The sequence below is a fragment of the Acinetobacter sp. YH12144 genome (genome assembly GCF_013418345.1).
Taxonomy (GTDB): domain Bacteria; phylum Pseudomonadota; class Gammaproteobacteria; order Pseudomonadales; family Moraxellaceae; genus Acinetobacter; species Acinetobacter amyesii.
The window spans coordinates 62,547-88,365 of sequence record NZ_VPCD01000011.1; the positions used below are offsets into that span (position 1 = coordinate 62,547).

Here is a 25,819-nt window from a genome sequence, read left to right on the forward strand (position 1 = left end):
TGCTTGATTTCACCGTCATCCTGTGTCATTGCCCTGTTCGAGTTATCAGTTTTTTTCTTAAAGTTTATATAGATATCATTTTATAGGCTTACATTAGCATGAAAATTTACACTTGATAACGGTCAAGAACCGCTCAGTAATTTTAAATTTTTTGCGAGTTCAAAATGATTGTTCTAAAAATAAAACATAGTGTCATAAGGATCGGGATTATTCTATTTATGAAAAATGATTAGACTAGGCTCAAGTTAATAACAACAGCTTTAGGTTTTAGTCATGAAAATTCTGCATATTGATTCAAGCATCATGGGCGACGCTTCAGTTTCACGTCAACTCAGCGCTGAAATTGTACAACAGCTACAGCAAAAACATGGTGATGCGGCACAGGTTCAACATCTCGATTTAGCTGTACAGCAGATTCCACATCTCAGCAGTGAAATTTTGATGGGTCAAAATGCAGAACAATCGGCTTTAGGCGAGCAGTTGTTACAACAGTATTTGGATGCTGATGTGGTTGTGGTTGGTGCTGCTATGTATAACTTCGGTTTGCCATCAACTTTGAAAGCATGGATTGACCGTATCAGTGTTGCAGGTCGTACCTTTAAATATACAGAACAAGGTCCAGTGGGCTTGGCAGGTGACAAAAAAGTTTATATTGCCAGCAGTCGTGGCGGTGTGTATGGCGATAACAGCCCTGTAGATTATCAAGAAGGTTTATTAAAAGCCGTGTTTAATTTTACAGGTGTCAGCGATATTGATGTGATTCGTGCCGAAGGTGTCAATATGGGGCCTGATATGAAAGCACAAGCAATGGCGACAGCTCAGGCTCAAATTCAAGCCATTTAATAGATTGACATTTCCCTCTTAGGTCAGCATCTGCTGACCTTTTTTTATGGTGACTTTGATTAGTTTCAGGGATCAGTTTTCAGGAATTGGTTTTCACGGATTAGTCCTGATCTAGTCGGTGTGCAAAATCAGCTAAATCACTCAGCGCACGTTGTCCTTCTTCAAACCAAGAGCTAAACATTTGGAAGTTATGCCACATGCCAGTGTACAGCTTAAATTCGACATCTAGGCCGGCTTCTTCTGCTTTGACTTTAAAGCGCTGCGCATCATCCAGTAAAATTTCTTTAGAACCCACTTGAATATGAATCGGAGGCAGTCCTTTGAGCTCGGCAAAAAAAGGCGAGACCAAGGGATCAGCTCGATCGACCGAGCGTGGTACATAATAATCAATGCCGGTTTCGAGGGCTTCTATGCTTAACAGCGCATCATGCTTACGGTTATAGCGTAGGGACTCACTGCTCAGCGTCAAGTCTAAAAACGGTGACATCAACACCAAACCACTGACTTGTGGAAGTTGTTCCTGTTGAATTTTAAGGGCTAAGGCAAGCGCCAAGTTTGCACCACAAGAGTCGCCTGACAAAATAATATCTTTGGCTTGAACCCCTTGATCTAATAACACCGCATACACATCAAAAAGAGCATCGAGTGTTTCAGGAAACTGTGCTTCTGGGGATAAAGGATAATCCAAATGTAACACTTGCATTTGCGTGCGCGCAGCAACTTGAGTCAGAAACGCCCGATGTGTGTTCATCGAACCCAAGAAAAATGCGCCCCCATGAATATGAAAAATTAATTGGGTCGATGCCTGTTGAGGTTTGATTTCTTCGGCTTTTAAGCCGGCTAAGCGAATTGGACGAATTTGTACATCCGGGTTTTGGGGAAATGCACGACACATTTGTTCCAAAGCAAAACGTAAAGTATTGGGCGGTAAATTGAACTGGCTCGGCCCACGGATTGTGGTTTTTAAAATGCTTTCTGTAATCAGTTGTTTCGTCAGTGGTGATATCTTCATTGTCTTTCCATCTTTTTCTATTTTTGGAATCGTGTGAGCATATTTACCAACACAAATTACAAGGTTACACTAAACGGTCACATACAAAAATTGATAAATTGTTGTGACTTTTGGATACTAATGTCGTCTATATCAGACCAGGGAAATAAACAAAAATGAAAAAAATTGCACTAGCATTAGGATTGATGAGTTTAGCCGCATTTGCAAATGCTGCAGACCCGCTAAATGGTACAACTTGGAAAACCATTGATGATAAAACCAAGCAGCCAAAAGCGATTGTAAAATTCACCGAGCAAAAAAATGGTACGCTTTCAGCGAGCATTCAGTCAGTTTTGACACCAGGTGAAGAGAATGCATGTAAAAAATGTGAAGGCCCATATCACAACAAATCATTAAAAGGCTTGCGTATTGTGACCGGTCTTAAAAATGTTGGTGGTACAAGCTATGAGAGTGGTTCAATTTTGGATCCTCAATCAGGTAAAACTTACAAGTTAAAAGGTCAATTGGCTGATGGCGGCAAAAAACTAGAGCTTCGCGGCTTTATTGGTGTTGCTGCTTTAGGTCGTAACCAAACATGGATCCGCGCCAACTAATTTGACGTGATTCCTACAAAAAGCCTGACATCGTCAGGCTTTTTTTATGACTGGTTGCTCAGTCAAAATTGAACAAGGGCAGTGCATGAGTGTGATGAAAACATTTATTTCAATGCACGGTAAGCGTTTTCATCAAAGCCAACCAATAAGTCGCTACCTGTATCGAGTACTGGGCGTTTAATCATGCTGCTATGCGCTGTTAAGCACTGAATCAAATTTTCTTCACTGGCTAAGGCTGTCTGTTGCTCTTCTTCACTGAGTTTTTTCCATGTGGTGCCTTTTTTGTTGAGAATCACATCAGCACCTTTGGCATCGAGCCATTTTTTTACGGTTTCAGCATCAATCGCTTCTTTTTTATAGTCATGAAATTCGTAGCTTAGGCCTAATTCGTTGAGCAAGTCGAAAGCTTTTTTCATGGTATTGCAGTTTTTGATGCCATAAATTTTAAGCATGAACAGGTGTCCTCAATTATTCAAAACAATAAGATAAAAAATACAATTCAGCATTATCCTACAGGCTAATTCATCAATGCTCAAAGCCCGATCGTGATGTGGATTAAGAAATAAATGTTTTGCTGTACAAGTCGCATGCTGTAAATATTAGGCATTGTCATCAAAACGACATTTTGGCGTTTTAGAATAGCCTACAGAACAAAACGAATCAGAAAAGAAAGCGATGCCATAACTAGAAAATTCAGCCTAAGGTTGCACAGTCAGAAGTAAAAATAAAGCGAGAATAAGAATTTGCTGTGCAGATCGAATTTTTAGCTGTTTTATTTGGGGGAGTCTAGAGATGTAAGGGCTAGATAAGAGAAAACCCGCATTTAATCATCCTGATCATGCGGGTCTCAGTCCAACGTCCATTGTCACATCCTTGAAAACAAGCTAAATCATTTAGTTTGTTTTTATACTTCCTTCGGCGTCCAATCCTTTTGTGTCATCCTGACATGTCCCTTTGCCGTGCGACCATAATGCTACGTTCGAGTTGTGAGATAAATCCACAAATTCGTCATGTAATGTGAGAAATAACCTCTAATTGAGTAAACAATCGTTCACTCAATTAATTGCTGAAAGCTTAAATTTTATAGTCAATAATCACTGGGGCATGGTCGCTAAACCACTCATCTTTGAATACCCAAGCATTCACGGTACGTTCTTTCCAGTCAGGTGAACATGCATGGTAGTCGATACGCCAACCCACATTTTTGGCACGGGCTTGTCCGCGGTTAGACCACCAAGAGTAAAGCTCGGCTTCTTTACGTACCTCACGGAAGGTGTCGACATAGCCAAGCTCATCATAAATATGATCGAGCCATGCACGTTCATGTGGTAAGCAGCCTGAAGCCTTTTGGTTCCCAGACCAATTTTTAATATCAATACGTTTATGCACGATGTTGTAGTCACCGCAAACAATCACTGACTTATTTTCAGCACGCCATTGCTTCAAAATTTGTTTGTATTCGTTTAAAAATAAATCTTTACGTGCCTGAGCTTCTTCACCCGATGAACCAGAAGGCAGGTAGAGCGAGCAAATATGTGCAGTTTGTCCAAGTCCTAAATCGAACTCAGCAGAAATAAAGCGGCCTTGAGTGTCTGCCAATTCAAAACCTAAACCATCTGTCACTGAAACAAAAGGTAGACGGCTATAAATCGCAGTACCGGCATAGCCTGGGCGTTCTGCAGGGAAAAGGTGTGTAAACCAACCTTCGGGTTTAAATTTATCGGTCCATTGTTCATGGGTAATGCGGCTTTCTTGCATGCAGATGACATCGGCATCTGAAGTTGCCATCCAGTCAAAAATACCTTTTTTTTCAGCGGAACGCAGGCCATTCACATTAATTGAAACGACACGTAAAATTTTTTGATCACTTGGATAGCTACTCTTTGGTATCATGCTCAGGTTTAACCTCAAACTTAAAAAAATGGAGCACCTCATGACAGCGCAAGCGGCATTTAATCCACAAGCTTTTATCGAACTCGCATTATCACGTGGTGTGCTTAAATTTGGTGAGTTTACTTTAAAATCGGGTCGTGTGAGTCCTTATTTTTTTAATGCAGGTCTACTGAACGATGGTGAAGCCTTATCATTATTGGCTTCTGGCTATGCAGCTAAATTAACACAATGCGATAATGTGGAAGTGGTCTTTGGCCCAGCTTATAAAGGTATTCCATTTGTAGCAGCTACGGCTGTCGCACTGTCACAAAACCATGGTGTGAGCGTACCTTGGGGCTTTAACCGTAAAGAAGCGAAAGACCATGGCGAAGGCGGTGTATTGGTTGGTGCGTCTGTTGAAGGTAAAAAAGTCTGGATCATTGATGATGTGATCACTGCGGGTACAGCGATTCGTGAAGTAGTAACTATTCTGAAAAATGCCGGTGCACAAATTGCGGGCGTATTGGTTGCACTAGACCGTCAAGAAAAAGGACAAGGTGATTTGTCTGCGATTCAAGAAGTACAAAAAGAACTCGAAATCCCAGTTCATGCCTTAATTACCATGAAAGATTTGATGACTTTCTTAGAGGCTAAAGGTGAAACTGAAGCTTTAGCGAAAATGGAAGCGTACCGTGTTAAATACGGCATCTAATTTTTCGGGATTTCAAAAGGCAGCTGAAGCTGCCTTTTTTACGTCTTTAAATGATGATTGTTGCATCTAACTAACAAAAAACGTGAAATATTGCTTAAAAAGTAGGCGTTAAACGTGAAGAATCAATAAAAAGCCGTCTCAGTGCGCTATTTACTGAAACGGCTTTAGTTAAAGTATTGATACTTATAGAAAATTTAAAGAATTTCGTATAACGTGTATTATGTTAATTTTAGGGAAATTTAATAAATAGAAGACTTTCATTATGAATTCCATCAGAACTTTTATTATTTTAATACATTTTACTGCTATATGTGGATGTACTGACTCTTCAGAACCTAGGTCTAAATCTTTATCAGAAAAATCGGATATTGAATATTATAAAGATATATCAAAATCAGGGGATTTAGTGACTTGGGGGATTTCATCGGATTTAATTATAAAAACAGTTGTAGGTGGTAAAAAGAATATTGAGCAAGGCATAGTTTTAAGTAACCCTTTTCTTGGGCAGTTTCCTATTAACTTCATTCCTACAGTAGAAATACTAAATGACGATGATAAAATTGAGAACGTTGCCGATTTTCAAAAGCCTATGCAATTTAATCTACTTTTGAATAATGCTAAGAATATAAAAATTAATAACTTTTATGATAGGAGTTATCAAGATCAAGTAAAAGTGCATCTACAAAATTTCAGTACACTTGATCCCATATCTTTTAAATATAAACGAACACCAAGAGAATGGATAAACTATTTAACATCACATAAATTTGTAAAATATGAAGATTCATTTAAAAAATTTGATTTAGAATGCTATTCAATAAATTTGGATTCTGATATTTCTTATCATTGTTTAGGTCATGCATCAGATCCATACCATTCTGAATTTTTAATGACAATTAATCGTAATCTTACAGACCAAATCGTAATAACCACAAAATCTGAAACACCTCTCTATCCTAACGTGAATATTGAATGGAGAATGCCTTATGAATCATTAAAAGATTGGAAAGCTGTAGATCAAAATATTTGGCGTTTATTAAAAGCTTGGAATGCTAATCAATAGAGTAACTATCGCAAAACTTCCACTATTTTTGAGTCTATTTAACATAATGGTGGTTATACGAAATGCACATGTAAGCCCAAAATAGAAATGTCCGGTTTCTCCAAAGTAAAAATGTCCGCTTTTAGAATATGCGCTTTTGCAATTTCCTTAGCGGACGGTTTGATATGTTGGTGTCTATGTCGGATAAAGAACTTAAACGATTGTCGGTCTTGCAAGAAATCTGTGATCAACGTATAACTCAATCCCAGGCTGCTCAGCTACTTCATATCTCAGAACGTCACATCAGACGCTTACTGCAGAAATACAAAGCTCAAGGTCCCGCTGCATTAGCCCATGCCGGTCGTGGCCAAATCAGCAATTCTAAACTTTCTGAAGAACTCAGACTTAAGTGTCTCAATATTGTTTCAGATCAACTTTATGGTTTCGGACCCACTTTAGCGCATGAAAAGCTCACCACCGTGCATGGATTCGATCTTTCAGTAGAAACCCTGCGTTCCTGGATGATTGCAGCCGATTTATGGATCCCTCGCTGCAAGCGCCTGAAACGACCATATCAGCCTCGTTATAACCGAGATTGTTATGGTGAATTGATCCAAATTGATGGCTCACACCATGATTGGTTTGAAGGTCGAGCACCTAAATGCTGTCTGCTAGTATTCATCGATGATGCCACAGGAAAATTGCAGCATTTACGCTTCTGTGCGTCAGAGTCAGCCTTTGACTATATGATTTCGACACGTTTATATATCGAACAGCATGGTAAGCCATTGGCATTTTACAGTGACAAACATTCAGTTTTTAGGGTGAATCAAAGTAGCAAGAAAGACACCAAGATTACCCAGTTTGGACGTGTTCTGAGCACTCTCAATATCGATATCATTTTCGCTAACTCCCCTCAAGCCAAAGGTCGTGTAGAACGAGCGAATAGAACACTTCAGGATCGTCTGATTAAGGAGATGCGTCTAGAAGGCATCAGTTCAATTGCAGATGCCAATAAGTGGCTGCCGTGCTTTATTGAGCAATTTAATCGTAAATTCGCCAAGATGGCTTTTAATCCCAAGGATCTACATCGGCCTATCGCTGAAACAGCCGAAGAATTAGATGATGTTTTTACCTGGCGTGAACCCCGCAGGGTCACGAACAGCTTGACGATTACTTATGATAAATGCGTATATATCTTGGAAAACAGCGAAGAAAATCAAAGATTGGGCGGCAAGTATCTTGAGTTCCTGGAATATCCGGATGGTACTGTAGCCATTGAATATCAGGGAAGAAAAATCAATTACAGCATCTTTGATAAATTAAGTCAGCTCAACCAGAGAGAGATCGTTGAGAATAAACGTTTGGGTTCTGTGCTGGCCCATATCCAGCAGCAACATGAGGAATTGGAGAAACAGAATAAACGTTCCCGCCTCAAGAAAAGTATGCCGAGTCGTAAAGCTCAGAAAGTTGTTATTGAACAAAGAAATTTAAATCCTGTGCTTGACTCTTGTAGTTAAAAACAGGACATTTTAAATGGTTTATCGCATAGACATTTTAATTGGTGAATAACATCTCTTCATCACACTTCTTACATTCCAACATTACCCCTAACTTTTCTTTCCGTCCTTGCTCAGTGATAACCCAAGGACGGTTTTGCCATGGAGGATCATGGCGGACATGCTGTGTATGACCACAAGCTAAAATGGCATACCAATGATTTTCATCATCCAAGGCAAAATCAACAATGGCTTGCTGCATATTAAACACCTATCTAAATTAAAATGATGCTGAAAAGGGAAAAGAGTTCATGTTGAGCAATCACAACGGCTTGAATATCGAATTGCAAAATAGACTGTGAAATTTGGTTTATTTCTGGCGCACACTTAGGCCGCGACAATTCTATTTTTCCCGCCATGTTTAGCTTTATACAGCGCTAGATCAGCACGTTGAATTGTATCTTCGTAGGTGCAATCTTCAGGCATGATGGTTGTCACTCCTATGCTCACGGTGACATGCGCGTTATCTATTGAAAACCGACTTAATTCTTTTCTGGAATGTTCATGAATCCGTTTGGCAAACTGGATGGCCTGCTCGCAGCCCGTGTTGGGCAAGGCGACCACAAACTCATCTCCACCTAAGCGGCAGGCGCAATCGGTCTTACGCAGCGTTAAACGAAGAATATCTGCGACTGCTCGGATTGCCTCATCACCAACATGATGGCCTTTGCTGTCGTTGATCTTTTTGAGGTTATCAAGATCGAACATCAAGATCGAGGTCTGTATGGAATGCCGTAGGTATGATTCATAATGTAATGCTAAGTCATGTTCTAATTTTCTTCGGTTGAAAAGACCGGTTAACTGATCTGTATGGCTGAGTTCTTTCAGCTTGATTTCCAGGTTGTGACGCGCTGAAATATTACTTGCGACCCAAAGTACAACGTCTTCTTCATCTACCGAAAAACTGAGAGCTTGGATGCGCACCTCAAACCAAATGGACTCTTCAGGACCATAATCGGGCAGACCTTTTACATCCCTATTGCTCAATTCGTACTCTTCGATGAGTAGATTTCCTGACGCTAGAGCTTGATCGATCAGTTGCATAAAAAAGTTGGCTTTATCTGGCTTGATCACATCTGAAATATAGGTACCAACAAGACCGGAACCATCGTGGTAATAACGATTATCGCGCCCGCCAAAAACTGCAACGTATTTTCCACTACGTGATATGACAAATGCAGGGTCTGGTAAAGCATCAAGAATGATAGCCATCTGCTCAATGTTGATCATCAATGAATTCTATTTTTTATTTACAATAATTAACACAATAGCTAAAAAAATAAAAAATCACGTATTTTTTAACCAAAAATAGGGCTAAGTATATTTGGAAGTAATTAATCAGGTAGCAATGCTTTGGTATTTATTTATGCAGACCTATCACATGATGTTATTAAAGCTTATTTCCATTATTGAGATAAGGCGGATGATAGAAATGTTTTGAAATATTGCATGCATCACACGAATCCATACATACACATGCAAAATCAGAATAAACAAACGAAAAATCTCGGCTATACTCGTTCATAAATTGATAATGAACAGAGCACTGAATAATGCGTGTACTTGTTGTGATGGATCCCATCGAAAATGTAAACCTAAAAAAAGATACCTCAATGGCGATGTTATGGGCAGCAGCACGTCGTGGACATGAGCTAGGCTATGCATTACAGCAAGATTTATATATCGATCAAGGCAAAGCCTTTGGTTTGATTTCACCGCTAAAAGTTTTTGAAAACTACAACCACTATTACGAACTCGGCGAAAAACAAAAAGAATCAATTGCTGCTTATGACGTGGTTTTGATGCGTAAAGATCCGCCGTTTGATATGAACTTTGTCTACACCACCTATATTTTGGAACAGGCTGAACGCGAAGGCGCATGGATTATTAACAAGCCACAAAGCCTACGTGACTGCAATGAAAAATTGTTCGCGACGCAATTCCCTGAACTTCAAGTACCGACCTTGGTGACTTCACAGCAAAGTCTGATTCGTGAATTTTTACAAGAACATGGCGATGTGATCGTGAAACCATTAGATGGCATGGGCGGTATGGGCATTTTCCGTTTATACCAAGATGGCGTAAACATTGGTTCAACCATTGAAATCCTGACCAATAACGGCACACAGCCGATTATGGCGCAGAGATACATCCCTGAAATTGTGGATGGCGACAAGCGCATCTTGATGATCAATGGCGAGCCCGTGCCGTATTGTTTGGCGCGTATTCCGCAAAATGGCGAAGTGCGTGGCAACTTGGCGGCAGGTGGTTTGGGCGAGGCGCGTCCATTGACCGAAAATGATAAAGCCATTGCAGCCAAAGTCGGACCATTCCTTCGTGAAAAAGGTTTGGTCTTTGTTGGTTTGGATGTGATTGGTAATTACGTGACTGAAATCAATGTCACCAGTCCGACCTGCGTACGTGAAATTGATGCGCAATTTGGCACCTCGATTGCCGATGATTTATTTGATGTCCTTGAGACAGGTTTAAAAGCTTAATTTTGCACTAGATTTAAAAGAGTCCTTCACGGGCTCTTTTTTGTCCTGCGCTAAGGGGAGGGGAGCTAAAAAAGCAAAAAAACTGTAAGTGAATGCAATTAAAGTGAAAAATTGTCTGATTTTTTTTCAATTCTCATAGATTAATAATAAAACTAGTTTAAACTTTTAAAATAGTAGAAAAAAACAATCATACGCCTGTTGAAAAAAAGTAAATTACCTTTCACGGTCATGCGTTTGTGATTACAATTGTTTGCTTAAAATCGAATATCATTAGCCTCTTTTTAGAATTGAAGAATTAGACAGTGACCGAAGTAACGCAAGTAAAGCCGAAACATGTCATGATGATGGCTGCCGGAACCGGTGGTCACGTCTTTCCAGCGCTCGCTGTTGCCAAAGAGTTGCAACAACAAGGCTGTGAAGTTTCTTGGCTCGCAACGCCAACAGGCATGGAAAATCGCCTGCTTAAAAATCATAATATTCCAATTTATCAAATTGATATCCAAGGCGTACGCGGCAATGGAGTCGTGCGTAAGCTGATGGCACCGTTTAAAATTCTCAAAGCTACTTTGAGTGCCATGCGTTATATGAAACAACTCAAAGTTGATGCAGTTGCAGGCTTTGGGGGTTACGTGGCTGGGCCAGGTGGCTTGGCAGCTCGTGCATTGGGCATACCAGTCATTATCCATGAACAAAATGCTGTGGCTGGGTTTACCAATACGCAATTATCGCGTGTGGCGAAAACGGTGTGTCAGGCATTTCCAAATACTTTTCCAGCTCAAGATAAAATCGTGACCACAGGCAATCCTGTACGGAAGGAAATTACAGAAATTTTAAATCCGTCATGGCGTTACCAAGAGCGTGAAAAAGCTGGGTTGCCATTACGGGTTTTAATTGTAGGTGGCTCACTGGGCGCACGTGCCTTAAATGAATGTGTGCCGGCTGCTTTGCAGCAATTAGAACAGCCCCTCAGTGTATATCATCAGTGTGGTCAAAATAATGCTGAAAGCACATTGGCTCGTTATGCAAACGCACCTGAACATATACAAGTTGAAGTTCAGCCGTTTATTGAAGATATGGCAGCAGCCTATTCTGCAGCGGATTTGATTATCTGTCGTGCTGGTGCACTAACCGTCACTGAAATTGCGACAGCGGGTGTAGCAGCCGTGTTTGTTCCTCTGCCAAGTGCAGTGGATGACCATCAAACTGCAAATGCAGGGTTCTTGGCCAATATCAATGCTGCAAAAATTTGCCCACAAGCGGATATGACCGCAGAAAGTTTAACAGCGTTGTTGAAGCCGCTGATGAATCGCCAACGACTTATGGAAATGGCGGTTAAGGCTCGACAACAGGCACAACCCGATGCGACACAGCACGTGGTTGGTTTAATTCAAGATTTGTAAAATTCGAGTAATCTATGTCTCCATCAACGCCTGCCGATCAAGCGAAAAAGCTCATTAAAGTGCCAGAAATGCGCCGTATTAAACACATCCATTTTATTGGGATTGGTGGTGCGGGCATGTGTGGTATTGCCGAAGTATTGAAAAACCAAGGCTATAAAGTTTCAGGTTCAGATATTAAAGCGTCGAAAACCACGGCTCAGCTTGAAGAAAATGGCATTCAAGTTTTCATTGGTCATGCTGCTGAAAATATTCAAGGTGCCAATGTAATCGTGGTATCAACAGCTATTGATTCTGAAAACCCAGAAGTGAAAGCGGCGATTGAAACCCGTACACCTGTCGTGCGTCGTGCAGAAATGTTGGGTGAATTAATGCGTTACCGTCATGGTATTGCCGTTGCGGGGACGCATGGTAAAACCACGACAACCAGTCTGGTGACCTGCATGTTGGCAGAAGAAAATCTGGATCCAACTTATGTCATTGGTGGTTTGTTAAATCGTACCGGTGTAAATGCTGCATTGGGTGCAAGCCGTTATATCGTGGCTGAAGCGGACGAGTCGGATGCGTCATTCCTACACTTACAGCCAATGGCAACGATTGTCACCAATATCGATGCTGACCATATGGATACTTATGGCGGTAGTTTCGATGTATTGAAAGATACCTTCGTACAATTCTTACAGCGTCTTCCATTTTACGGTTTAGCTGTGATGTGTGGTGATGATGCCAACATCCGTGAAATTATGCCGCGTATTGGTCGTCCTGTCGTGACTTATGGTTTCAATGAAGACAACGACATTCGTGCTGTTGATGTGGCTCAAGAAGGCATGCAATCACACTTTACCGTTTTGCGTAAAGACCGTGAGCCGTTACGTTTAACCATTAACTTGCCGGGTCTTCATAACATCTTAAATGCCTTGGCAGCAATTGGTATTGCAACGGATGAAGGCGTTTCTGATGCTGCGATTGCGCGTGCCTTAGAAAGCTTCAGTGGCGTAGGTCGCCGTTTCCAAGTACAAGGCGAATTTGAAGTTGAAGATGGCTTGGTGAAATTGGTCGATGACTATGGTCACCATCCAAAAGAAGTGGAAGCGACCATTAAAGCAGCACGTGCAAGTCATCCAGATCGTCGTTTGGTGATGATGTTCCAGCCACATCGTTTTAGCCGTACGCGTGACTGTTTTGATGACTTCGTCGATGTCTTGTCTCAAGTCGATCAACTGTTGTTATTAGAAGTTTATCCTGCAGGTGAAAAACCAATTGTCGGTGCGGATAGTCGTGCGTTGGCTCGAAGCATTCGTCTCCGTGGTGAGGTTGAGCCAATTCTCATCGATCCAGTAGAAGGCAACTTACAAGCAGTAATGAAAAAAGTGTTACAAGCAAATGACTTGTTATTAACACAGGGCGCAGGTAATGTTGGAGCAATCTCAATCGAACTTGCTCAAAACAATCTCTATGTAAAATGATCACCGCTGGGTGATCCAAAGTTTGTTTAGACCGTAGATAAAAGTTTAAGGATATAAACGTGTCAAATGCTTCAAAATTCGGCAAAGTTGCCGTGTTATTAGGTGGGAAATCTGCCGAACGTGAGGTTTCTCTCGATAGTGGTAAAGCTGTACTTGAAGCATTGGTGCGTTCGGGTGTAAATGCCGAAGCATTTGATCCGCAGCAACGCAGTGTGACTGAGTTGGTGGCTTATGACCGTGCATTTATCGTACTTCATGGCCGTGGTGGTGAAGATGGTCAAATTCAGGGTACTTTGGAATGGTTAAACATTCCGTACACTGGAACGGGCGTTCAAGGCTCAGCGATTGGTATGGATAAAGTCAAAACTAAACAAGTTTGGCAAGGTTCAGAACTACCGACAGCACCTTATCGTATTGTCAGCAAAGATTCAGATTTACAAGAAATTGTAGATTCAATTGGTTTGCCATTTATCATTAAGCCGGTGCATGAAGGCTCAAGCATTGGTATGAGCAAAGTTGAAAAAATTGAAGACTTTGCAACCGCAATTGCAAAAGCGACCCAGCATGATGCAGTTGTGATGGCTGAAAAATGGATTACCGGACGTGAATTTACCATTGTGATTTTAAATGGTCAGGCATTACCTGTGATTCGTTTAGAACCGCCTGCAGATGTGGCTTTTTACGATTACGAAGCGAAATATAACCGTAACGATGTGCAATATGGTATTCCATGTGGCTTGACTGAAGATGAAGAAAAGCGTCTACAAGCTTTATCTTTACGCGCTTTCCAAGCGGTAGGTGCGAGTGGTTGGGGTCGTATTGACGCGATGCAGGATGCCGAAGGAAACTTCTGGTTACTTGAGGTAAATACTGTTCCGGGTATGACCAGTCATTCTCTAGTGCCAAAAGCGGCCAATGCCGTAGGTTATAGTTTTGATGATCTTTGTGTCGCGATTTTGGAACAAACCCTAACAGGTGCGGCACACTAATTATGGCTCAACTTCCTGCGTCTATGCGCCGTAAACGTGCAGCAACGACATCGATACATGACAAACCACCGACACGTAAGGAAAAGCTTACCAATGTGGGTGGATGGCTGTTGTTGTTTATTGCATGTGTGGTCTTGATTGCCGGAATTTGGGGGCTATATAAAGTCATGACGGATGCACGTGTGGCTGAACTTGATGTGGTGGGTGTGCGGAGCGCCCAAGAAAAACAACAAGTGATGTCATACGTTTCACCGATGATGACTCAAAATTATTTTACCTCTGATTTACGTGTCATTCGTGACCGTACTTTAGAAATCTCTTGGGTCGATCGCGTGGTGGTATCGCGTGCTTGGCCAAATGCAATTCGTGTACGGGTGATGCCGCGTCAAGCGATTGCACGATGGGGAACTGGGCGACTGTTAAGCGACAGTGGTGATGTATTTGCCGAATTAACTCCGACCAATCATCAGAATTTGCCGTTATTGCATGGGCCGACGAGTCAGTCCAAAATGATGATGCGTCGCTATAATGAAATTAATCAATTATTTATTCCTGTTGGCATTCGTTTAAAAGAATTATATTTAACAGAACGAATGACTTGGTTTATGCAGTTTGATTCAGGCTTACGTGTGATTGTCGATCAGGATCAGACCATGAGTAAGTTGCAGCGTTTAAGTTATCTCGCACACAGTGACTTAAAACCTGTTTGGCCACGAATTTCTGCCATCGATTTGCGCTACCGAAATGGTTTAGCGATTCAATGGAAAAACTCTGTGCCAGCAAAGTCGGTAAATGGTCAGTTTGTTGTAACCAGTGATGACATAGGCATTGCGAATGCAGCGCCTGTAAAGCCATAATGATCGGCTTTATAAGTAGAGGCTTTAAGCCATAAATTAAACAAACATGTGAATGGTAGTAGTAAATAATGAATGAAGCTGTTCCCTCGGTTGTTGCGATTGACATTGGGACACACAAAGTTTCAGTTTTGATTGGTAAGGTACACGCGCCAGACAATATCCAAGTGGTAGGGATGGCGACCGCTCGTAACCGCGGCATGAATAAAGGGAAAATTGTCAGTCTCGATAAAGTTGTTACCGCAATTAAAAATGCAGTGCAGGAAGCGGAAGATATGGCGGAATGTCGTGTACATTCTGCGTGGATTTCCATTCCAAGTGCTGAACTAAAAAGTTTTTATGCCTCTGGTCGCACTCCAATTGAAAATAATGACCATGCGATTACCACCAATGAAGTGGTGCGTGCATTAGAACTGGCCAAAGCCAGTCATTTAACGTCTGACCACTATTTGGTGAGTGCTGTACCTTTAGGTTTTGAACTAGATGATGAACCTGAGTGGGTATTAAACCCGATTCGCATGTCAGCACGGAGTATGACAGGGCATTATCATTTGATGATGTTGCCCATCAGCACCATGCAGAATTTGGATCGTGCATTAAAAGGCGCCAATATTGGTGTTGAACGCATGGTCATTTCATCATTAGCAACAGCTGAAGCCAGTTTGCTTAAAGATGAAAAAGAATATGGTGTGTGCTTGGTCGATATTGGTGCAGGTACGACCAATATCGCGGTGTATTTAGATGGTCGCTTGGCGATGACACATACCTTGCAACGTGGCGGTGAGCATGTAACACGTGATATTGCTGCTGTATTGCAAACCACAACAGAAGAAGCGGAACGCATTAAGCTGTTGTATGGTTGTGTCGACCTGAAAGTGGTTAAACCTGAAAGTATGATTCAGTTCCAAGGGATTGATGGTCCACAAACCATTAGCCGTATTGAACTGACCGAAATCATTATTGCGCGCTATGAAGAAATCTTTAATCAAGTGCGTAATGAGTTGGTGGATCATGGTGCGATTCATGGTTTATACCATGGTGTTGTACTCACAGGTGATGCCTGCCAAATTGAAGGGATGGTGACATTTGCGCGTCGGATGTTAGGTGTTTCTGCACATTTAGGTAATCCACCTATGCAAGTGTATGCTGATGATCAACAGCAAGCCGCTTTACGTCGTTCACAATACGCGACTGCCGCAGGTCTGTTAATTTTCAGTCAAAGTGAAACACAAGATACGATCGTTGAGCCAGAAGATACGGAAAAACTTTCAGTATTGAATCGGGTAAAACGTGCATGGTCGGGCTTCAATGACACCTTGAAGTCGATCTTTTAAGTTGAAATATTTGGGAATATTGTTGGGAAGTTGTACGGATTATTGCTTGTACTTGACAAGCTGGAACTTGGACAGCATTCTAAAAAACAATTTTTATTAAGATCAAGGCAGTATACGGGCTGAAGTGTCTGCCAATTATGGATTAGGAATTTTTTAGGCATGGCCTCATTTGAATTTTTAGAAGATGATCAAAGCGACAGCAACGGTCAAGCCCGTTTCACAGTATTCGGTGTAGGTGGTGCTGGCGGTAACGCTGTGCAACATATGTTGGAATCAGATATCGAAGGTGTAAAATTTGTTTGTGCCAATACAGACAAACAGGCACTCGACCGCATGAATGCACAATTTAAAATCCAACTCGGCGAGCAAAGTACGCGTGGTTTGGGTGCAGGTGCAAATCCACAAGTGGGTCAAACTGCTGCTGAAGAAAGCCGTGAGTTGATTCGCCAACACCTTGAAGGTACGGACATGGTGTTTGTGACTGCAGGTATGGGTGGTGGTACAGGTACAGGTGCTGCGCCAGTTGTTGCTGAAATTGCCAAAGAAATGGGTATCTTAACTGTAGGTGTGGTGACGACTCCGTTTAACTTTGAAGGTAAACGTCGTCAGCAGTCTGCTGAGAAAGGTATTGAAGCACTTGAGCAACATGTTGATTCTCTGATTATTATTCCGAACCAACGCCTGCTAAAAGTGTTCCGTGATATCTCGATGAAAGATGCTTACAAAAAAGCAGACGACGTACTGTTAAATGCTGTACGTAGTATCTTCGATCTTGTGGTGCGTCCTGGTCATATCAACCTTGACTTCGCCGATTTGAAAACTGCGATGAGTACACGTGGTTATGCCATGATGGGTGCAGGTTCTGGTCGTGGTGAAAACCGTGCACGTCAAGCTGCTGAACAAGCGATCCGTAGTCCATTGTTAGATAACGTGACCATCATGAATGCAAAAGGCATTTTGATTAACGTTACAGGTGGCGATGACGTAACTTTCGGTGAAATTGAAGAAATCACTGATGTGGTGAACCAAATTGTGGATCTTGATGAAGGTCAAGTGTTCTACGGTACGGTATTTGATCCAGATGCACGTGATGAAATTAGTGTAACGGTGATCGCAACGGGTTTAACTCGTAATTCTGCCGATTCTGCTGAGCCAGTGAAACGCCCTGTCGCACAAGCAACGCGTACAGTCGCTTCTGCACAAGCACCTGTAGATGAAGATGATGTACCAGCGATTCAACGTCAGCACAATGAAGCAGCTGCTCCGGCGGCTGCGGCGGCGTCAGCATCGAATTCACGCCCTACGCCAATGAGTATTCAAGACTACTTGAAAAATCAGCAACGTAAATAAAACAAATTCAATGACTTAGGTGTCTATTGATTACAAAAGGTAGTTGAACAGCTACCTTTTTGTTTTTTATCAATGGCTAAATATGCTAACGTATAGCGGTTTTGTGAACTGATGATAGAAGACACATGTTGAAACAACGTACCCTGAAACGCATCGTGAAAGCGAGTGGCATCGGACTGCATAGTGGGCAAAAAGTGATGATTAACTTTGTGCCACATCATGCCGATGGGGGCATTGTGTTTCGTCGTATCGACTTAAATCCACCGATTGATATTCCAGCTGATGCTATGCTGATTCAAGAAGCATTCATGTGTTCTAACTTGGTGCAAGAAAACGCCAAGGTGGGCACAATTGAGCACATTATGAGTGCGATTGCTGGTTTAGGGATTGATAACCTGATTGTGGAAGTGTCGGCGTCTGAAGTGCCTATTATGGATGGGAGTGCAGGCCCGTTCATTTATTTGCTTATGCAAGGTGAACTACAAGAACAAAATGCACCTAAAAAATTCATAAAAATACTTAAACCTGTCGAAGCACTGATTGATGATAAACGTGCTGCCTTTCAACCGCATGACGGTTTCCAATTAAATTTTACGATTGATTTTGACCATCCTGCATTTAAGAAAGAATTTCAATCGGCAACCATCGACTTTTCAACCGAAACATTTGTCTATGAAGTCAGTGAAGCGCGGACTTTTGGCTTTATGAAAGATTTGGATTATCTCAAAGCCAATAATTTGGCTTTGGGGGCGAGTCTCGAAAATGCCATTGGCGTAGATGAAAATGGTGTGGTCAATGAAGAGGGTTTACGCTTCTCGGATGAGTTTGTTCGTCACAAAATATTAGATGCTGTGGGTGATTTATATTTGCTTGGTCATCAAATTATTGCGAAATATGATGCCTATAAGTCAGGTCATGCATTAAATAATCAGTTATTACGCAATGTCAAAAGTGATCCAGATAGCTATGAAATTGTAACATTTGATGACATTAATGATTGCCCAATTAGTTATGTGAATGTGACATAAGTCATTGTCTTATAATAGTGATGTTATATTGTATCATTTGTAAGTGTTAAGTCTGTCACATTCTGAGCATTCAAATTTGTCTGTTACAACTGGGTGGTTACTTTTTATTGCTTGCCAAACGCAGCATTGCTTGGCTAAGCTTAGGGTCGCTCACAAAGTCAGCAGCATTACGGAGTAAATCCTGAGTTTCTGTACTGAGGGTTCTTGAAATTTTTTCAGGGGAATGGGGCGTTGGAGACGGAGTTCTCAGACGGACTTGAATCTTGTGCAAATCCTTGAATTCGTATATTTGTGATAATTGTGCAATATATTGCTTTTGCAAATAGGCCAACTGACTAATCAGTGCCTGATTTTCTCCAGTTAATATAAGTACACCATTTATATAACAAACAACTTGCCATTGATCCGGTTGGGGCAATAGCGGTTGAACAATTTTCGTAAGTTTCTGCCATACAGCAACTTGCGTTGAGAGAAACGACAAGTTTCCTGTTTTTATGTGTTTTCTTGTTGGTTGAAAGACGTTGACAGGTTCTGACATACATATTTCCTACATGTTTATGTCTTAATCTTATGCGCTCCTTTTGGCTGATATCAAGGACGAAATCACACAAGGAACGAAAGAGAACAGTTTATAGAGGTTTTTTATGCATTTACGACGTATTTTATTGGCGTTTTCATTGGCAGCTTCGGCCGCTTCAGTCGCTTTTGCAGATTTAGTTGAATTAAATCAAGCAGACTCATCATCAGATCGTATTGAACAGTTAACTCGCACCTTGTCTCAAGGTGCTTACTCTGAAAGCAATGATATTGATGTTCCAGCGGAAACGAAGTTGAATGTTCAAATTCGTGAAAAATCAATTGAACTCAACAATGCGACAATCGCAAAAAAATACGGTTCAAGCAATTCCTCTAAAAACTATTCAGCAAGTTCAAATAATCCATATTCATGGTTAATTGCCCACCCACTTCCAGACATGAAGCGTGTAAGTTCAAACTATGGTGGTCGTACCATGGGTGGCCGTGCAGAAAATCATTCAGGTTTAGATCTTTCTGCGGCTAGTGGCACACCTATTTATGCAACGGGTCCAGGCATTGTAACAAAGTCAGGTTGGGGCACAGGTTATGGTCAATATGTTGAAATTAACCATGGTAATGGTTACCTGACACGTTATGCACATGCATCACGCTTAATTGCACGTGTAGGCGACCGTGTTGCTGCGGGTGAGCATATTGCTAACGTTGGTTGTACTGGTCGTTGTACTGGCCCACATTTACATTACGAAGTAGTGAAAGATGGTCAACGTAAAAATCCATCAACGTATTTAGCGATGTTACCATAAGCACATATAACATCCTATATACGAAGCCATTGTCTGAACCTCTACAGACAATGGCTTTTTTATTTATCGCTAATAACTATAAAATTATCATTTTAAAAAATATTGTCTGTATGAAAAATGGCGAAAATTGACCCAAAAATGTAAATTTGTGTAATTGTTAATCAATGAGTATTTAGTAAATAAATAACAGAGCTATTTCGTATTCATTTGTGGCGATAACTGAGCCTAGCCAAAATATGGTACTAATAGAGCCATATATTTAGCACATAGGATAGGTGAAGTATGGCGTTTTATGGCGATACAGATGCGCAAGAAACCCAAGAATGGCAGGACGCATTTGATTCAGTTTTACAGCACATGGGAACTGACCGCGCTGCATTTTTGCTTGAAAAACTCTATCAACAAGCGATTGCTAAGCACGTTCCCATTCAGCGACTAAATACTCCTTACTTAAATACCATTTCAGTTGAAGAACAGCCGCCTATGCCAGGTGATTCGGATATGGAGCGCCGTATTCGTGCGCTGATCCGCTGGAATGCCTTAGCGATGGTACTGCGTGCCAATAAAACAGGTGATGACTTAGGTGGTCACTTGGCAAGTTTTGCATCATCTGCAACTTTATATGACGTGGGCTTTAACCACTTCTTCCGTGCCAATAGCGACAGCTTTGGCGGTGACATGATCTATTATCAAGGTCACTGTGCACCGGGTATCTATGCACGTTCGTTCTTAGAAGGTCGTTTGACTGAAGAACATTTAAATAATTTCCGTCGTGAAGTGGGGGGTAAAGGTTTGCCGTCATACCCACATCCGTACTTGATGCCAGATTATTGGCAGTTCCCAACCGTATCGATGGGTCTAGGCCCAATCATGTCGATCTATCAAGCACACATTCAAAAGTACTTGATGAACCGTGGCCTGATCAAAGAAGAAAACCGTAAAGTTTGGGCTTACCTCGGTGATGGTGAAATGGATGAACCTGAAAGTACAGGTGCCATTTCACTTGCAGGTCGTGAAAAGCTCGACAACCTAATTTGGGTCGTGAACTGTAACTTACAGCGTCTAGATGGCCCAGTTCGTGGTAACGGTAAAATTATTCAAGAACTTGAATCATTGTTCCGTGGTGCAGGCTGGCGGGTAATTAAAGTGGTATGGGGTCGTCATTGGGATCCGCTACTGGCAAAAGATGATTCAGGTGCCTTAAAAGCGGTGATGGAAGAAGCGGTCGATGGTGACTTCCAACGCTATCAAGTGAAAGGCGGTGCGTATACGCGTGCACATTTCTTTGGTAAGTATCCTGAAGCTGAAGAGTTGGTGCGCAACTTAAGCGATGAAGATATTGATAACCTGAACCGTGGTGGTCATGACCCATTCAAAGTGTATGCGGCTTATGCCGAAGCGATGAAGGAAACGGGTCAGCCAACAGTTATCTTGGCAAAAACAGTCAAAGGTTATGGTTTGTCGGAAGAGATTGAAGCAGTCAATAAGACGCATCAAATCAAGAAAATGCAGCTTGAGTCGTTGAAATACGTGCGTAACCGTTTCAACTTGCCATTTACCGATGAACAGCTTGAAGAAGTGCCATTCTACCGTCCAAGTGAAAATTCACCTGAAATTAAATACATGAAAGCACGTCGTGAGGCATTGGGTGGTTATTTACCTGCACGTCGTAAAGAAAGCGAGCAGCTGGCGATTCCTGAATTGTCTGTGTTTGATGCGGTACTCAAAGGCAGTGGCGGTAAAGAGCAATCGACGACCATGTTGATGGTACGTTTGATTTCATCATTATTGAAAGAAAAAGCCATTAAAGATCGTGTCGTACCAATTGTGCCAGATGAAGCGCGTACTTTCGGTTTGGAAGGTATGTTCCGTCAGTTGGGGATCTATGCTGCGCATGGTCAAAAATATACCCCTGAAGACCAAGAACAGTTGATGCATTACCGTGAAGCTAAAGATGGTCACATGTTACAAGAAGGGATTAACGAAGCGGGTGCGATGAGTGCTTGGGCTGCGTTAGGAACCAGTTATTCAACCAATAACTTGCCAATGATTCCGATGTATATGTACTACTCGATGTTCGGTTTCCAGCGTATTGGCGATATTGCATGGGCTGCAGGTGATGCGCAGGCGCAAGGCTTCTTGCTCGGTGCAACTGCGGGTCGTACAACACTGAACGGTGAAGGTTTACAGCACCAAGATGGTCATTCACATATCTTGGCAAATACGATTCCAAACTGTATTTCTTATGACCCATGTTTTGGTTATGAGTTGGCAGTGATCGTACATGATGGTTTAAAACGCATGTACGTGAACCAAGAGCGCGTGTTCTATTACTTAACAGTAATGAATGAAAACTACGAACACCCTGCTATTCCTGAAGGTGCTGAAGAAGGCATTAAACGTGGTATGTATCTCTTCGAAGAAGATGAGAAAGCAACGGTTCAGTTGATGGGTTCAGGTGTGATTCTGCGTGAAGTGATTAAAGCGGCGAAAATCCTTCGTGATGAATATCAAATTCATTCAAACGTGTGGAGCGTCACTAGCTTTAACGAATTAGCTCGTGATGGTATGGCGTGTGAAGAATACAACCGCCTACATCCATTGGCTGAAGATACGAAAGAAGCTTGGATCTCTCAATTACTTCGTGAAAAAGACGGTATTGTGGTATCGGCAACCGATCACATGCGTGCTTATAGCGAACAAATCCGTGCTTATCTTCCAGACAATCGTCCGTTCGTTGCATTAGGTACAGATGGTTATGGTCGTTCAGATACACGTGGCAACTTACGTAGCTACTTTGGTGTCGATGCCGCACATATTGTGGTAGCAACATTGAAAAAACTCGCGGATGAAGGCGAAGTTGATGCGCGTTTAGTCAAAGATGCTATCTCAAGCTTTGAACTAGATACTGACCGTCCAGTGGCATGGGCTCCGCAGGAAACGCCGGAACTGCATGCTGTGGCTGACTACAAAGAGGAGAACTAATCATGCAAATTACGACTCCTGATATTGGTGTAGATAAAGCAACGGTCGCTGAGATTTTAGTGAAAGTCGGCGACAGCATTAGCGTCGACGACAGCATTGTGTTGTTAGAGTCTGATAAAGCCTCTGTTGAAGTGCCAAGCACTTCGGCAGGCGTGGTGAAAAGCATTGCAGTCAATCTAGGTGACAGTGTTGCTGAAGGTGCTGTGCTGATCGAGTTAGAAGAAGAAGGTCAAAGTGCTGCTACAGCTGAGCCAGTACAAAATGCAACGGAAGACCAAGCAGCAGAACCAACTCCGGTTGTGGAAGCAGAACAAACTGCAGCAGCATCTGTTGCAGCCAATGCTCCTCAGTCGCAAAGCATCGATGTGCAAGTTCCTGATATTGGCGTAGAAAAAGCTACGGTAAGTGAGATTTTGGTCTCTGTTGGTGATGAGATTGATGTCGATCAAAGTATTATCGTGGTGGAATCAGACAAAGCGACAGTCGAAGTCCCAAGTACTGTATCAGGCCGTGTTGAATCGATCACAATCAGTGCTGGCGATGTAGTGAAAGAAGGTGTAGTGATTTTAACGGTGAAAACGGCGGCTTCATCTGCTGCGGTTGAATCGGCTGCTGTGCAAGAAACTGCACAGCCTGTTGCTGCACCTGTTGTTGCAGAAGCAACACCAGCGCCGTCTACGGCTGCGGCGTCTGGACCTGTTGATATTGCAGTGCCTGACTTAGGTGTTGATAAAGCAGCAGTGGCTGAAATTTTAGTCGCTGTGGGTGATGTGGTTGAAAAAGACCAAAGCATCATCGTGGTGGAATCAGACAAAGCAACGGTAGAAGTGCCAAGCTCTACCGCTGGTAAAATCACCGCGATTCATGTCCAGTTAGGGCAAAGTGTCTCTGAAGGCGTCGCTTTAGTGACGATAGAAGCCGAAGGTCAAGCTGTTGCAGCACCCGCACAAGCAGCGAAACCTGCACCAGCTGTAGCACAGCCTGCGACAGTTGCACCTACAGCTGAAAGCAAAGTTGAAGCAGCTCCACAATCACAAGGCGCAGATAAACTCACCAAAGAGCAAAATGCTGCCAATGCCAAAGTGTATGCAGGACCGGCCGTTCGTAAGCTTGCACGTGAATTGGGTGTGGTTTTGGCAGAAGTCAAAGCATCTGGCCCGCATGAGCGTTTAATGAAAGAAGATTTATTCGCTTATGTGAAAACCCGTTTGACCACTCCGCAAGTTGCACCTGCAGCTCAAGCTGTGGCACAGGTTTCAGGCTTGCCGAAATTGCCAAGCTTTGATGCTTTTGGTGGTGTGGAAGAGAAAGTTTTGACACGTTTACAACAAGTGTCGATTCCGCAATTGTCTTTAAACAATTTTATCCCGCAAGTGACGCAATTCGATGCTGCGGATATTACCGATCTTGAAGCTTGGCGTAATGATTTAAAAGCTAACTTTAAGAAAGAAGGTATTGGCTTAACCATTATGGCTTTCATCATCAAAGCAGTGGCTTATTTGTTGAAAGAAGAGCGTGAATTTGCAGGTCATTTGTCTGATGATGGCAAGTCAGTATTGCTACGCAATGAAATCCACATGGGGATTGCCGTTGCCACGCCTGATGGTTTGACCGTGCCTGTACTGCGTAATCCAGATCAAAAATCGATTAAGCAGATTGCAATTGAGCTGGGTGAGCTGAGTCAAAAAGCACGTGACAAAAAACTATCGCCAAAAGATCTACAAGGTGCGAATTTTACCATTACCAGTTTGGGTTCAATTGGTGGCACGGCATTTACACCGTTGGTCAACTGGCCACAGGTGGCGATTTTGGGTATTTCACCTGCAACCATGCAGCCAGTATGGAATGGTGAAAGCTTTGATCCACGTTTGATGCTGCCGCTGTCATTGTCATACGATCACCGTGTGATTAATGGAGCGGACGCTGCACGTTTTGCCAATAAACTGACGAAGCTGCTCAAAGATATCCGAACTTTATTGATCTAATCTGACCTGTTTAAGTTTCAAAATGAACCCTGCTTTGGCAGGGTTTTTTTATGGCGTGGTGGTGGACTGACAAAGCCAATCAGGAAGTTCAATGGGTGAAGGGTAGAGCTTTAATGCCGAGTTTGCGTTGAGGTTATAAGTGAGTGGAAGTGTACGATGTGGGTGCGCCGTCGACCAAAGCTTTTGTCGTAAATGTTCAAAGCGTTGGAAGTCTTTTAAAAATAAGCCCCAAAACTTTTCATAATGCTCCAGTTCTTGCACATGTTGATGCTGATACGCATGTGTTTGGCCCTGTTGGTGCTGGAAGTCATAGCCCATCAGCCAAATACGTTGCGGTTGAAAGAGATGTGCGAGTGAATAGGCTTGAAGGCCGCAATTATTACCATACACAAAGTACGGTGAATGAAATAACTCCGCTTGCGTATCGATGCGCACGGTTTTGAAGTTAATCACTTCATGTTCAGGATATGGACGGTTGTGACCTAAACCACATCCGCTAATGATGTCACCTTGAAAGCAGGCTTTGAGCATGGGTTGATAGTGTAACCACCACGCATAATCTGAATGATGGGCAATTTGAGCCTGAGGAAGTTGAAGAAAACTTTGATTACAGCAAATGATTAGCAGCTTTTTTGAGGGCTGAATGGTGGTTAAGTCAAAACTGAGTTGAGACGGGCCGCCTGCAATGATTAATACATCCTGCACATGCATATAGTGTTGAATAAATTCTTGAAATTTTTGATTATTGTTTTGCATATCAAATTGAGTCATCGAAAATTAAAATTGCGAAAACATGCATTCCTCGCTAGAATAGCATTACTTCATTGGGGAGTAGCCGCTTTTTACGCAAAGTAAAAAGGTGATGGTCAACATATTTGCTCTAAAACGAGCATGGTCATCATAGCAAAGAACCAAATGAGCTCTTCGTAGCTTTCTTTTGTTGGCAAGACCTTTGATTTA

The 25,819-nt window shown here is 42.2% G+C and carries 23 protein-coding genes and 1 riboswitch; of the genes, 16 read left to right on the forward strand and 7 right to left on the reverse strand.

Features of this window, described 5'->3' with window-relative positions; all coding sequences use genetic code 11:
• The first annotated feature begins 273 nt into the window (after positions 1-273).
• The gene (locus FTU79_RS09050; protein ID WP_078190588.1) at positions 274-843 is read left to right on the forward strand and encodes an FMN-dependent NADH-azoreductase; all 570 of its coding nucleotides are present in this window, start codon (positions 274-276) and stop codon (positions 841-843) included.
• A gap of 100 nt (positions 844-943) precedes the next feature.
• On the opposite strand, the gene FTU79_RS09055 is transcribed toward FTU79_RS09050, so the two are convergent.
• Positions 944-1,855 carry an alpha/beta hydrolase gene (locus tag FTU79_RS09055; protein WP_180049723.1) on the reverse strand — a complete coding sequence of 304 codons (912 nt, stop codon included), beginning with the start codon at positions 1,853-1,855 and terminating at the stop codon, positions 944-946.
• Between the two features lie 155 nt (positions 1,856-2,010).
• On the opposite strand from FTU79_RS09055, the gene FTU79_RS09060 reads away from it, so the two are divergent.
• Complete coding sequence (locus FTU79_RS09060) at positions 2,011-2,448, forward strand: DUF2147 domain-containing protein (protein ID WP_078190586.1); 438 nt, start codon at positions 2,011-2,013, stop codon at positions 2,446-2,448.
• A gap of 104 nt (positions 2,449-2,552) precedes the next feature.
• Here FTU79_RS09060 and FTU79_RS09065 read toward each other — a convergent pair whose 3' ends face one another.
• A complete protein-coding gene (locus FTU79_RS09065) occupies positions 2,553-2,900 on the reverse strand; it encodes a Spx/MgsR family RNA polymerase-binding regulatory protein (protein ID WP_180049725.1) in 348 nt (115 codons plus the stop codon).
• A gap of 622 nt (positions 2,901-3,522) precedes the next feature.
• Positions 3,523-4,341 (reverse strand): exodeoxyribonuclease III, encoded by an 819-nt coding sequence (locus FTU79_RS09070; RefSeq protein WP_180049727.1) that lies wholly within the window; start codon positions 4,339-4,341, stop codon positions 3,523-3,525.
• A gap of 40 nt (positions 4,342-4,381) precedes the next feature.
• Here FTU79_RS09070 and pyrE point away from each other — a divergent pair, with 40 nt between their 5' ends.
• From pyrE to FTU79_RS09085, 3 genes are all read left to right on the forward strand, one after another.
• A complete protein-coding gene (pyrE, locus tag FTU79_RS09075) occupies positions 4,382-5,032 on the forward strand; it encodes an orotate phosphoribosyltransferase (RefSeq protein WP_111885133.1) in 651 nt (216 codons plus the stop codon).
• A 262-nt stretch (positions 5,033-5,294) separates the two neighbouring features.
• Positions 5,295-6,095: a hypothetical protein gene (locus FTU79_RS09080; RefSeq protein ID WP_180049729.1), complete on the forward strand. Its 801-nt coding sequence runs from the start codon at positions 5,295-5,297 to the stop codon at positions 6,093-6,095.
• Positions 6,096-6,271: 176 nt separating this feature from the next.
• Positions 6,272-7,594: an ISNCY family transposase gene (locus FTU79_RS09085; RefSeq protein WP_180049797.1), complete on the forward strand. Its 1,323-nt coding sequence runs from the start codon at positions 6,272-6,274 to the stop codon at positions 7,592-7,594.
• A gap of 37 nt (positions 7,595-7,631) precedes the next feature.
• Here the strand turns inward: FTU79_RS09085 and FTU79_RS09090 are convergent, their stop codons facing one another.
• Both FTU79_RS09090 and FTU79_RS09095 read right to left on the reverse strand, forming a co-directional pair.
• Entirely contained in the window at positions 7,632-7,835 is a 204-nt protein-coding gene (locus FTU79_RS09090) for a DUF3565 domain-containing protein (protein ID WP_180049730.1), read from the reverse strand.
• Between the two features lie 125 nt (positions 7,836-7,960).
• Positions 7,961-8,863 (reverse strand): GGDEF domain-containing protein, encoded by a 903-nt coding sequence (locus tag FTU79_RS09095; RefSeq protein WP_180049732.1) that lies wholly within the window; start codon positions 8,861-8,863, stop codon positions 7,961-7,963.
• 323 nt (positions 8,864-9,186) lie between these two features.
• Between FTU79_RS09095 and gshB the strand changes: the two genes are divergently transcribed.
• The 8 genes from gshB (at position 9,187) to lpxC (ending at position 18,549) form a co-directional block, all read left to right on the forward strand.
• A complete protein-coding gene (gshB, locus tag FTU79_RS09100) occupies positions 9,187-10,131 on the forward strand; it encodes a glutathione synthase (RefSeq protein WP_180049734.1) in 945 nt (314 codons plus the stop codon).
• A 302-nt stretch (positions 10,132-10,433) separates the two neighbouring features.
• Entirely contained in the window at positions 10,434-11,531 is a 1,098-nt protein-coding gene (murG, locus tag FTU79_RS09105) for an undecaprenyldiphospho-muramoylpentapeptide beta-N-acetylglucosaminyltransferase (protein ID WP_180049736.1), read from the forward strand.
• Between the two features lie 14 nt (positions 11,532-11,545).
• Positions 11,546-12,994: a UDP-N-acetylmuramate--L-alanine ligase gene (gene murC / locus FTU79_RS09110; RefSeq protein WP_078190576.1), complete on the forward strand. Its 1,449-nt coding sequence runs from the start codon at positions 11,546-11,548 to the stop codon at positions 12,992-12,994.
• Positions 12,995-13,053: 59 nt separating this feature from the next.
• On the forward strand, positions 13,054-13,983 hold the full coding sequence (locus tag FTU79_RS09115) for a D-alanine--D-alanine ligase (RefSeq protein ID WP_078193219.1): 930 nt from the start codon (positions 13,054-13,056) through the stop codon (positions 13,981-13,983).
• 2 nt (positions 13,984-13,985) lie between these two features.
• Complete coding sequence (locus tag FTU79_RS09120; protein ID WP_078190574.1) at positions 13,986-14,840, forward strand: cell division protein FtsQ/DivIB; 855 nt, start codon at positions 13,986-13,988, stop codon at positions 14,838-14,840.
• Between the two features lie 68 nt (positions 14,841-14,908).
• Complete coding sequence (gene ftsA, locus FTU79_RS09125) at positions 14,909-16,171, forward strand: cell division protein FtsA (protein ID WP_111884462.1); 1,263 nt, start codon at positions 14,909-14,911, stop codon at positions 16,169-16,171.
• 159 nt (positions 16,172-16,330) lie between these two features.
• Positions 16,331-17,521, forward strand: a complete 1,191-nt coding sequence (ftsZ, locus tag FTU79_RS09130; RefSeq protein ID WP_168379400.1) for a cell division protein FtsZ — start codon at positions 16,331-16,333, stop codon at positions 17,519-17,521.
• 125 nt (positions 17,522-17,646) lie between these two features.
• On the forward strand, positions 17,647-18,549 hold the full coding sequence (gene lpxC, locus FTU79_RS09135; protein WP_168379401.1) for a UDP-3-O-acyl-N-acetylglucosamine deacetylase: 903 nt from the start codon (positions 17,647-17,649) through the stop codon (positions 18,547-18,549).
• A 97-nt stretch (positions 18,550-18,646) separates the two neighbouring features.
• Here the strand turns inward: lpxC and FTU79_RS09140 are convergent, their stop codons facing one another.
• Positions 18,647-19,087 carry a DciA family protein gene (locus FTU79_RS09140; protein ID WP_168379402.1) on the reverse strand — a complete coding sequence of 147 codons (441 nt, stop codon included), beginning with the start codon at positions 19,085-19,087 and terminating at the stop codon, positions 18,647-18,649.
• A 106-nt stretch (positions 19,088-19,193) separates the two neighbouring features.
• On the opposite strand from FTU79_RS09140, the gene FTU79_RS09145 reads away from it, so the two are divergent.
• From FTU79_RS09145 to FTU79_RS09155, 3 genes are all read left to right on the forward strand, one after another.
• Positions 19,194-19,889, forward strand: coding sequence for a M23 family metallopeptidase (locus FTU79_RS09145; protein ID WP_180049738.1), 696 nt, complete (start codon positions 19,194-19,196; stop codon positions 19,887-19,889).
• Between the two features lie 282 nt (positions 19,890-20,171).
• Positions 20,172-22,874 (forward strand): pyruvate dehydrogenase (acetyl-transferring), homodimeric type, encoded by a 2,703-nt coding sequence (aceE, locus tag FTU79_RS09150; protein ID WP_180024620.1) that lies wholly within the window; start codon positions 20,172-20,174, stop codon positions 22,872-22,874.
• Positions 22,875-22,876: 2 nt separating this feature from the next.
• Complete coding sequence (locus FTU79_RS09155; protein WP_180049741.1) at positions 22,877-24,859, forward strand: 2-oxo acid dehydrogenase subunit E2; 1,983 nt, start codon at positions 22,877-22,879, stop codon at positions 24,857-24,859.
• A 48-nt stretch (positions 24,860-24,907) separates the two neighbouring features.
• On the opposite strand, the gene FTU79_RS09160 is transcribed toward FTU79_RS09155, so the two are convergent.
• Positions 24,908-25,615: a methyltransferase type 11 gene (locus tag FTU79_RS09160; protein ID WP_180049743.1), complete on the reverse strand. Its 708-nt coding sequence runs from the start codon at positions 25,613-25,615 to the stop codon at positions 24,908-24,910.
• A gap of 58 nt (positions 25,616-25,673) precedes the next feature.
• Positions 25,674-25,816: riboswitch (yybP-ykoY riboswitch) on the forward strand.
• Positions 25,817-25,819: the final 3 nt, after the last annotated feature.

Excerpts from the sequence above, each read along its gene's own strand:
- FTU79_RS09080 (WP_180049729.1), top strand. The coding sequence starts at position 5,295 with ATGAATTCCATCAGAACTTTTATTATTTTAATACATTTTACTGCTATA.
- pyrE (WP_111885133.1), top strand. The coding sequence starts at position 4,382 with ATGACAGCGCAAGCGGCATTTAATCCACAAGCTTTTATCGAACTCGCA.
- FTU79_RS09120 (WP_078190574.1), top strand. The coding sequence starts at position 13,986 with ATGGCTCAACTTCCTGCGTCTATGCGCCGTAAACGTGCAGCAACGACA.
- FTU79_RS09160 (WP_180049743.1), bottom strand. The coding sequence starts at position 25,615 with ATGCAAAACAATAATCAAAAATTTCAAGAATTTATTCAACACTATATG.
- FTU79_RS09050 (WP_078190588.1), top strand. The coding sequence starts at position 274 with ATGAAAATTCTGCATATTGATTCAAGCATCATGGGCGACGCTTCAGTT.
- gshB (WP_180049734.1), top strand. The coding sequence starts at position 9,187 with ATGCGTGTACTTGTTGTGATGGATCCCATCGAAAATGTAAACCTAAAA.
- FTU79_RS09070 (WP_180049727.1), bottom strand. The coding sequence starts at position 4,341 with ATGATACCAAAGAGTAGCTATCCAAGTGATCAAAAAATTTTACGTGTC.
- ftsZ (WP_168379400.1), top strand. The coding sequence starts at position 16,331 with ATGGCCTCATTTGAATTTTTAGAAGATGATCAAAGCGACAGCAACGGT.
- FTU79_RS09095 (WP_180049732.1), bottom strand. The coding sequence starts at position 8,863 with ATGATCAACATTGAGCAGATGGCTATCATTCTTGATGCTTTACCAGAC.
- FTU79_RS09145 (WP_180049738.1), top strand. The coding sequence starts at position 19,194 with ATGCATTTACGACGTATTTTATTGGCGTTTTCATTGGCAGCTTCGGCC.
- FTU79_RS09060 (WP_078190586.1), top strand. The coding sequence starts at position 2,011 with ATGAAAAAAATTGCACTAGCATTAGGATTGATGAGTTTAGCCGCATTT.
- FTU79_RS09155 (WP_180049741.1), top strand. The coding sequence starts at position 22,877 with ATGCAAATTACGACTCCTGATATTGGTGTAGATAAAGCAACGGTCGCT.
- ftsA (WP_111884462.1), top strand. The coding sequence starts at position 14,909 with ATGAATGAAGCTGTTCCCTCGGTTGTTGCGATTGACATTGGGACACAC.
- aceE (WP_180024620.1), top strand. The coding sequence starts at position 20,172 with ATGGCGTTTTATGGCGATACAGATGCGCAAGAAACCCAAGAATGGCAG.
- FTU79_RS09085 (WP_180049797.1), top strand. The coding sequence starts at position 6,272 with ATGTCGGATAAAGAACTTAAACGATTGTCGGTCTTGCAAGAAATCTGT.
- FTU79_RS09140 (WP_168379402.1), bottom strand. The coding sequence starts at position 19,087 with ATGTCAGAACCTGTCAACGTCTTTCAACCAACAAGAAAACACATAAAA.
- FTU79_RS09055 (WP_180049723.1), bottom strand. The coding sequence starts at position 1,855 with ATGAAGATATCACCACTGACGAAACAACTGATTACAGAAAGCATTTTA.
- FTU79_RS09065 (WP_180049725.1), bottom strand. The coding sequence starts at position 2,900 with ATGCTTAAAATTTATGGCATCAAAAACTGCAATACCATGAAAAAAGCT.
- murC (WP_078190576.1), top strand. The coding sequence starts at position 11,546 with ATGTCTCCATCAACGCCTGCCGATCAAGCGAAAAAGCTCATTAAAGTG.
- FTU79_RS09090 (WP_180049730.1), bottom strand. The coding sequence starts at position 7,835 with ATGCAGCAAGCCATTGTTGATTTTGCCTTGGATGATGAAAATCATTGG.
- lpxC (WP_168379401.1), top strand. The coding sequence starts at position 17,647 with ATGTTGAAACAACGTACCCTGAAACGCATCGTGAAAGCGAGTGGCATC.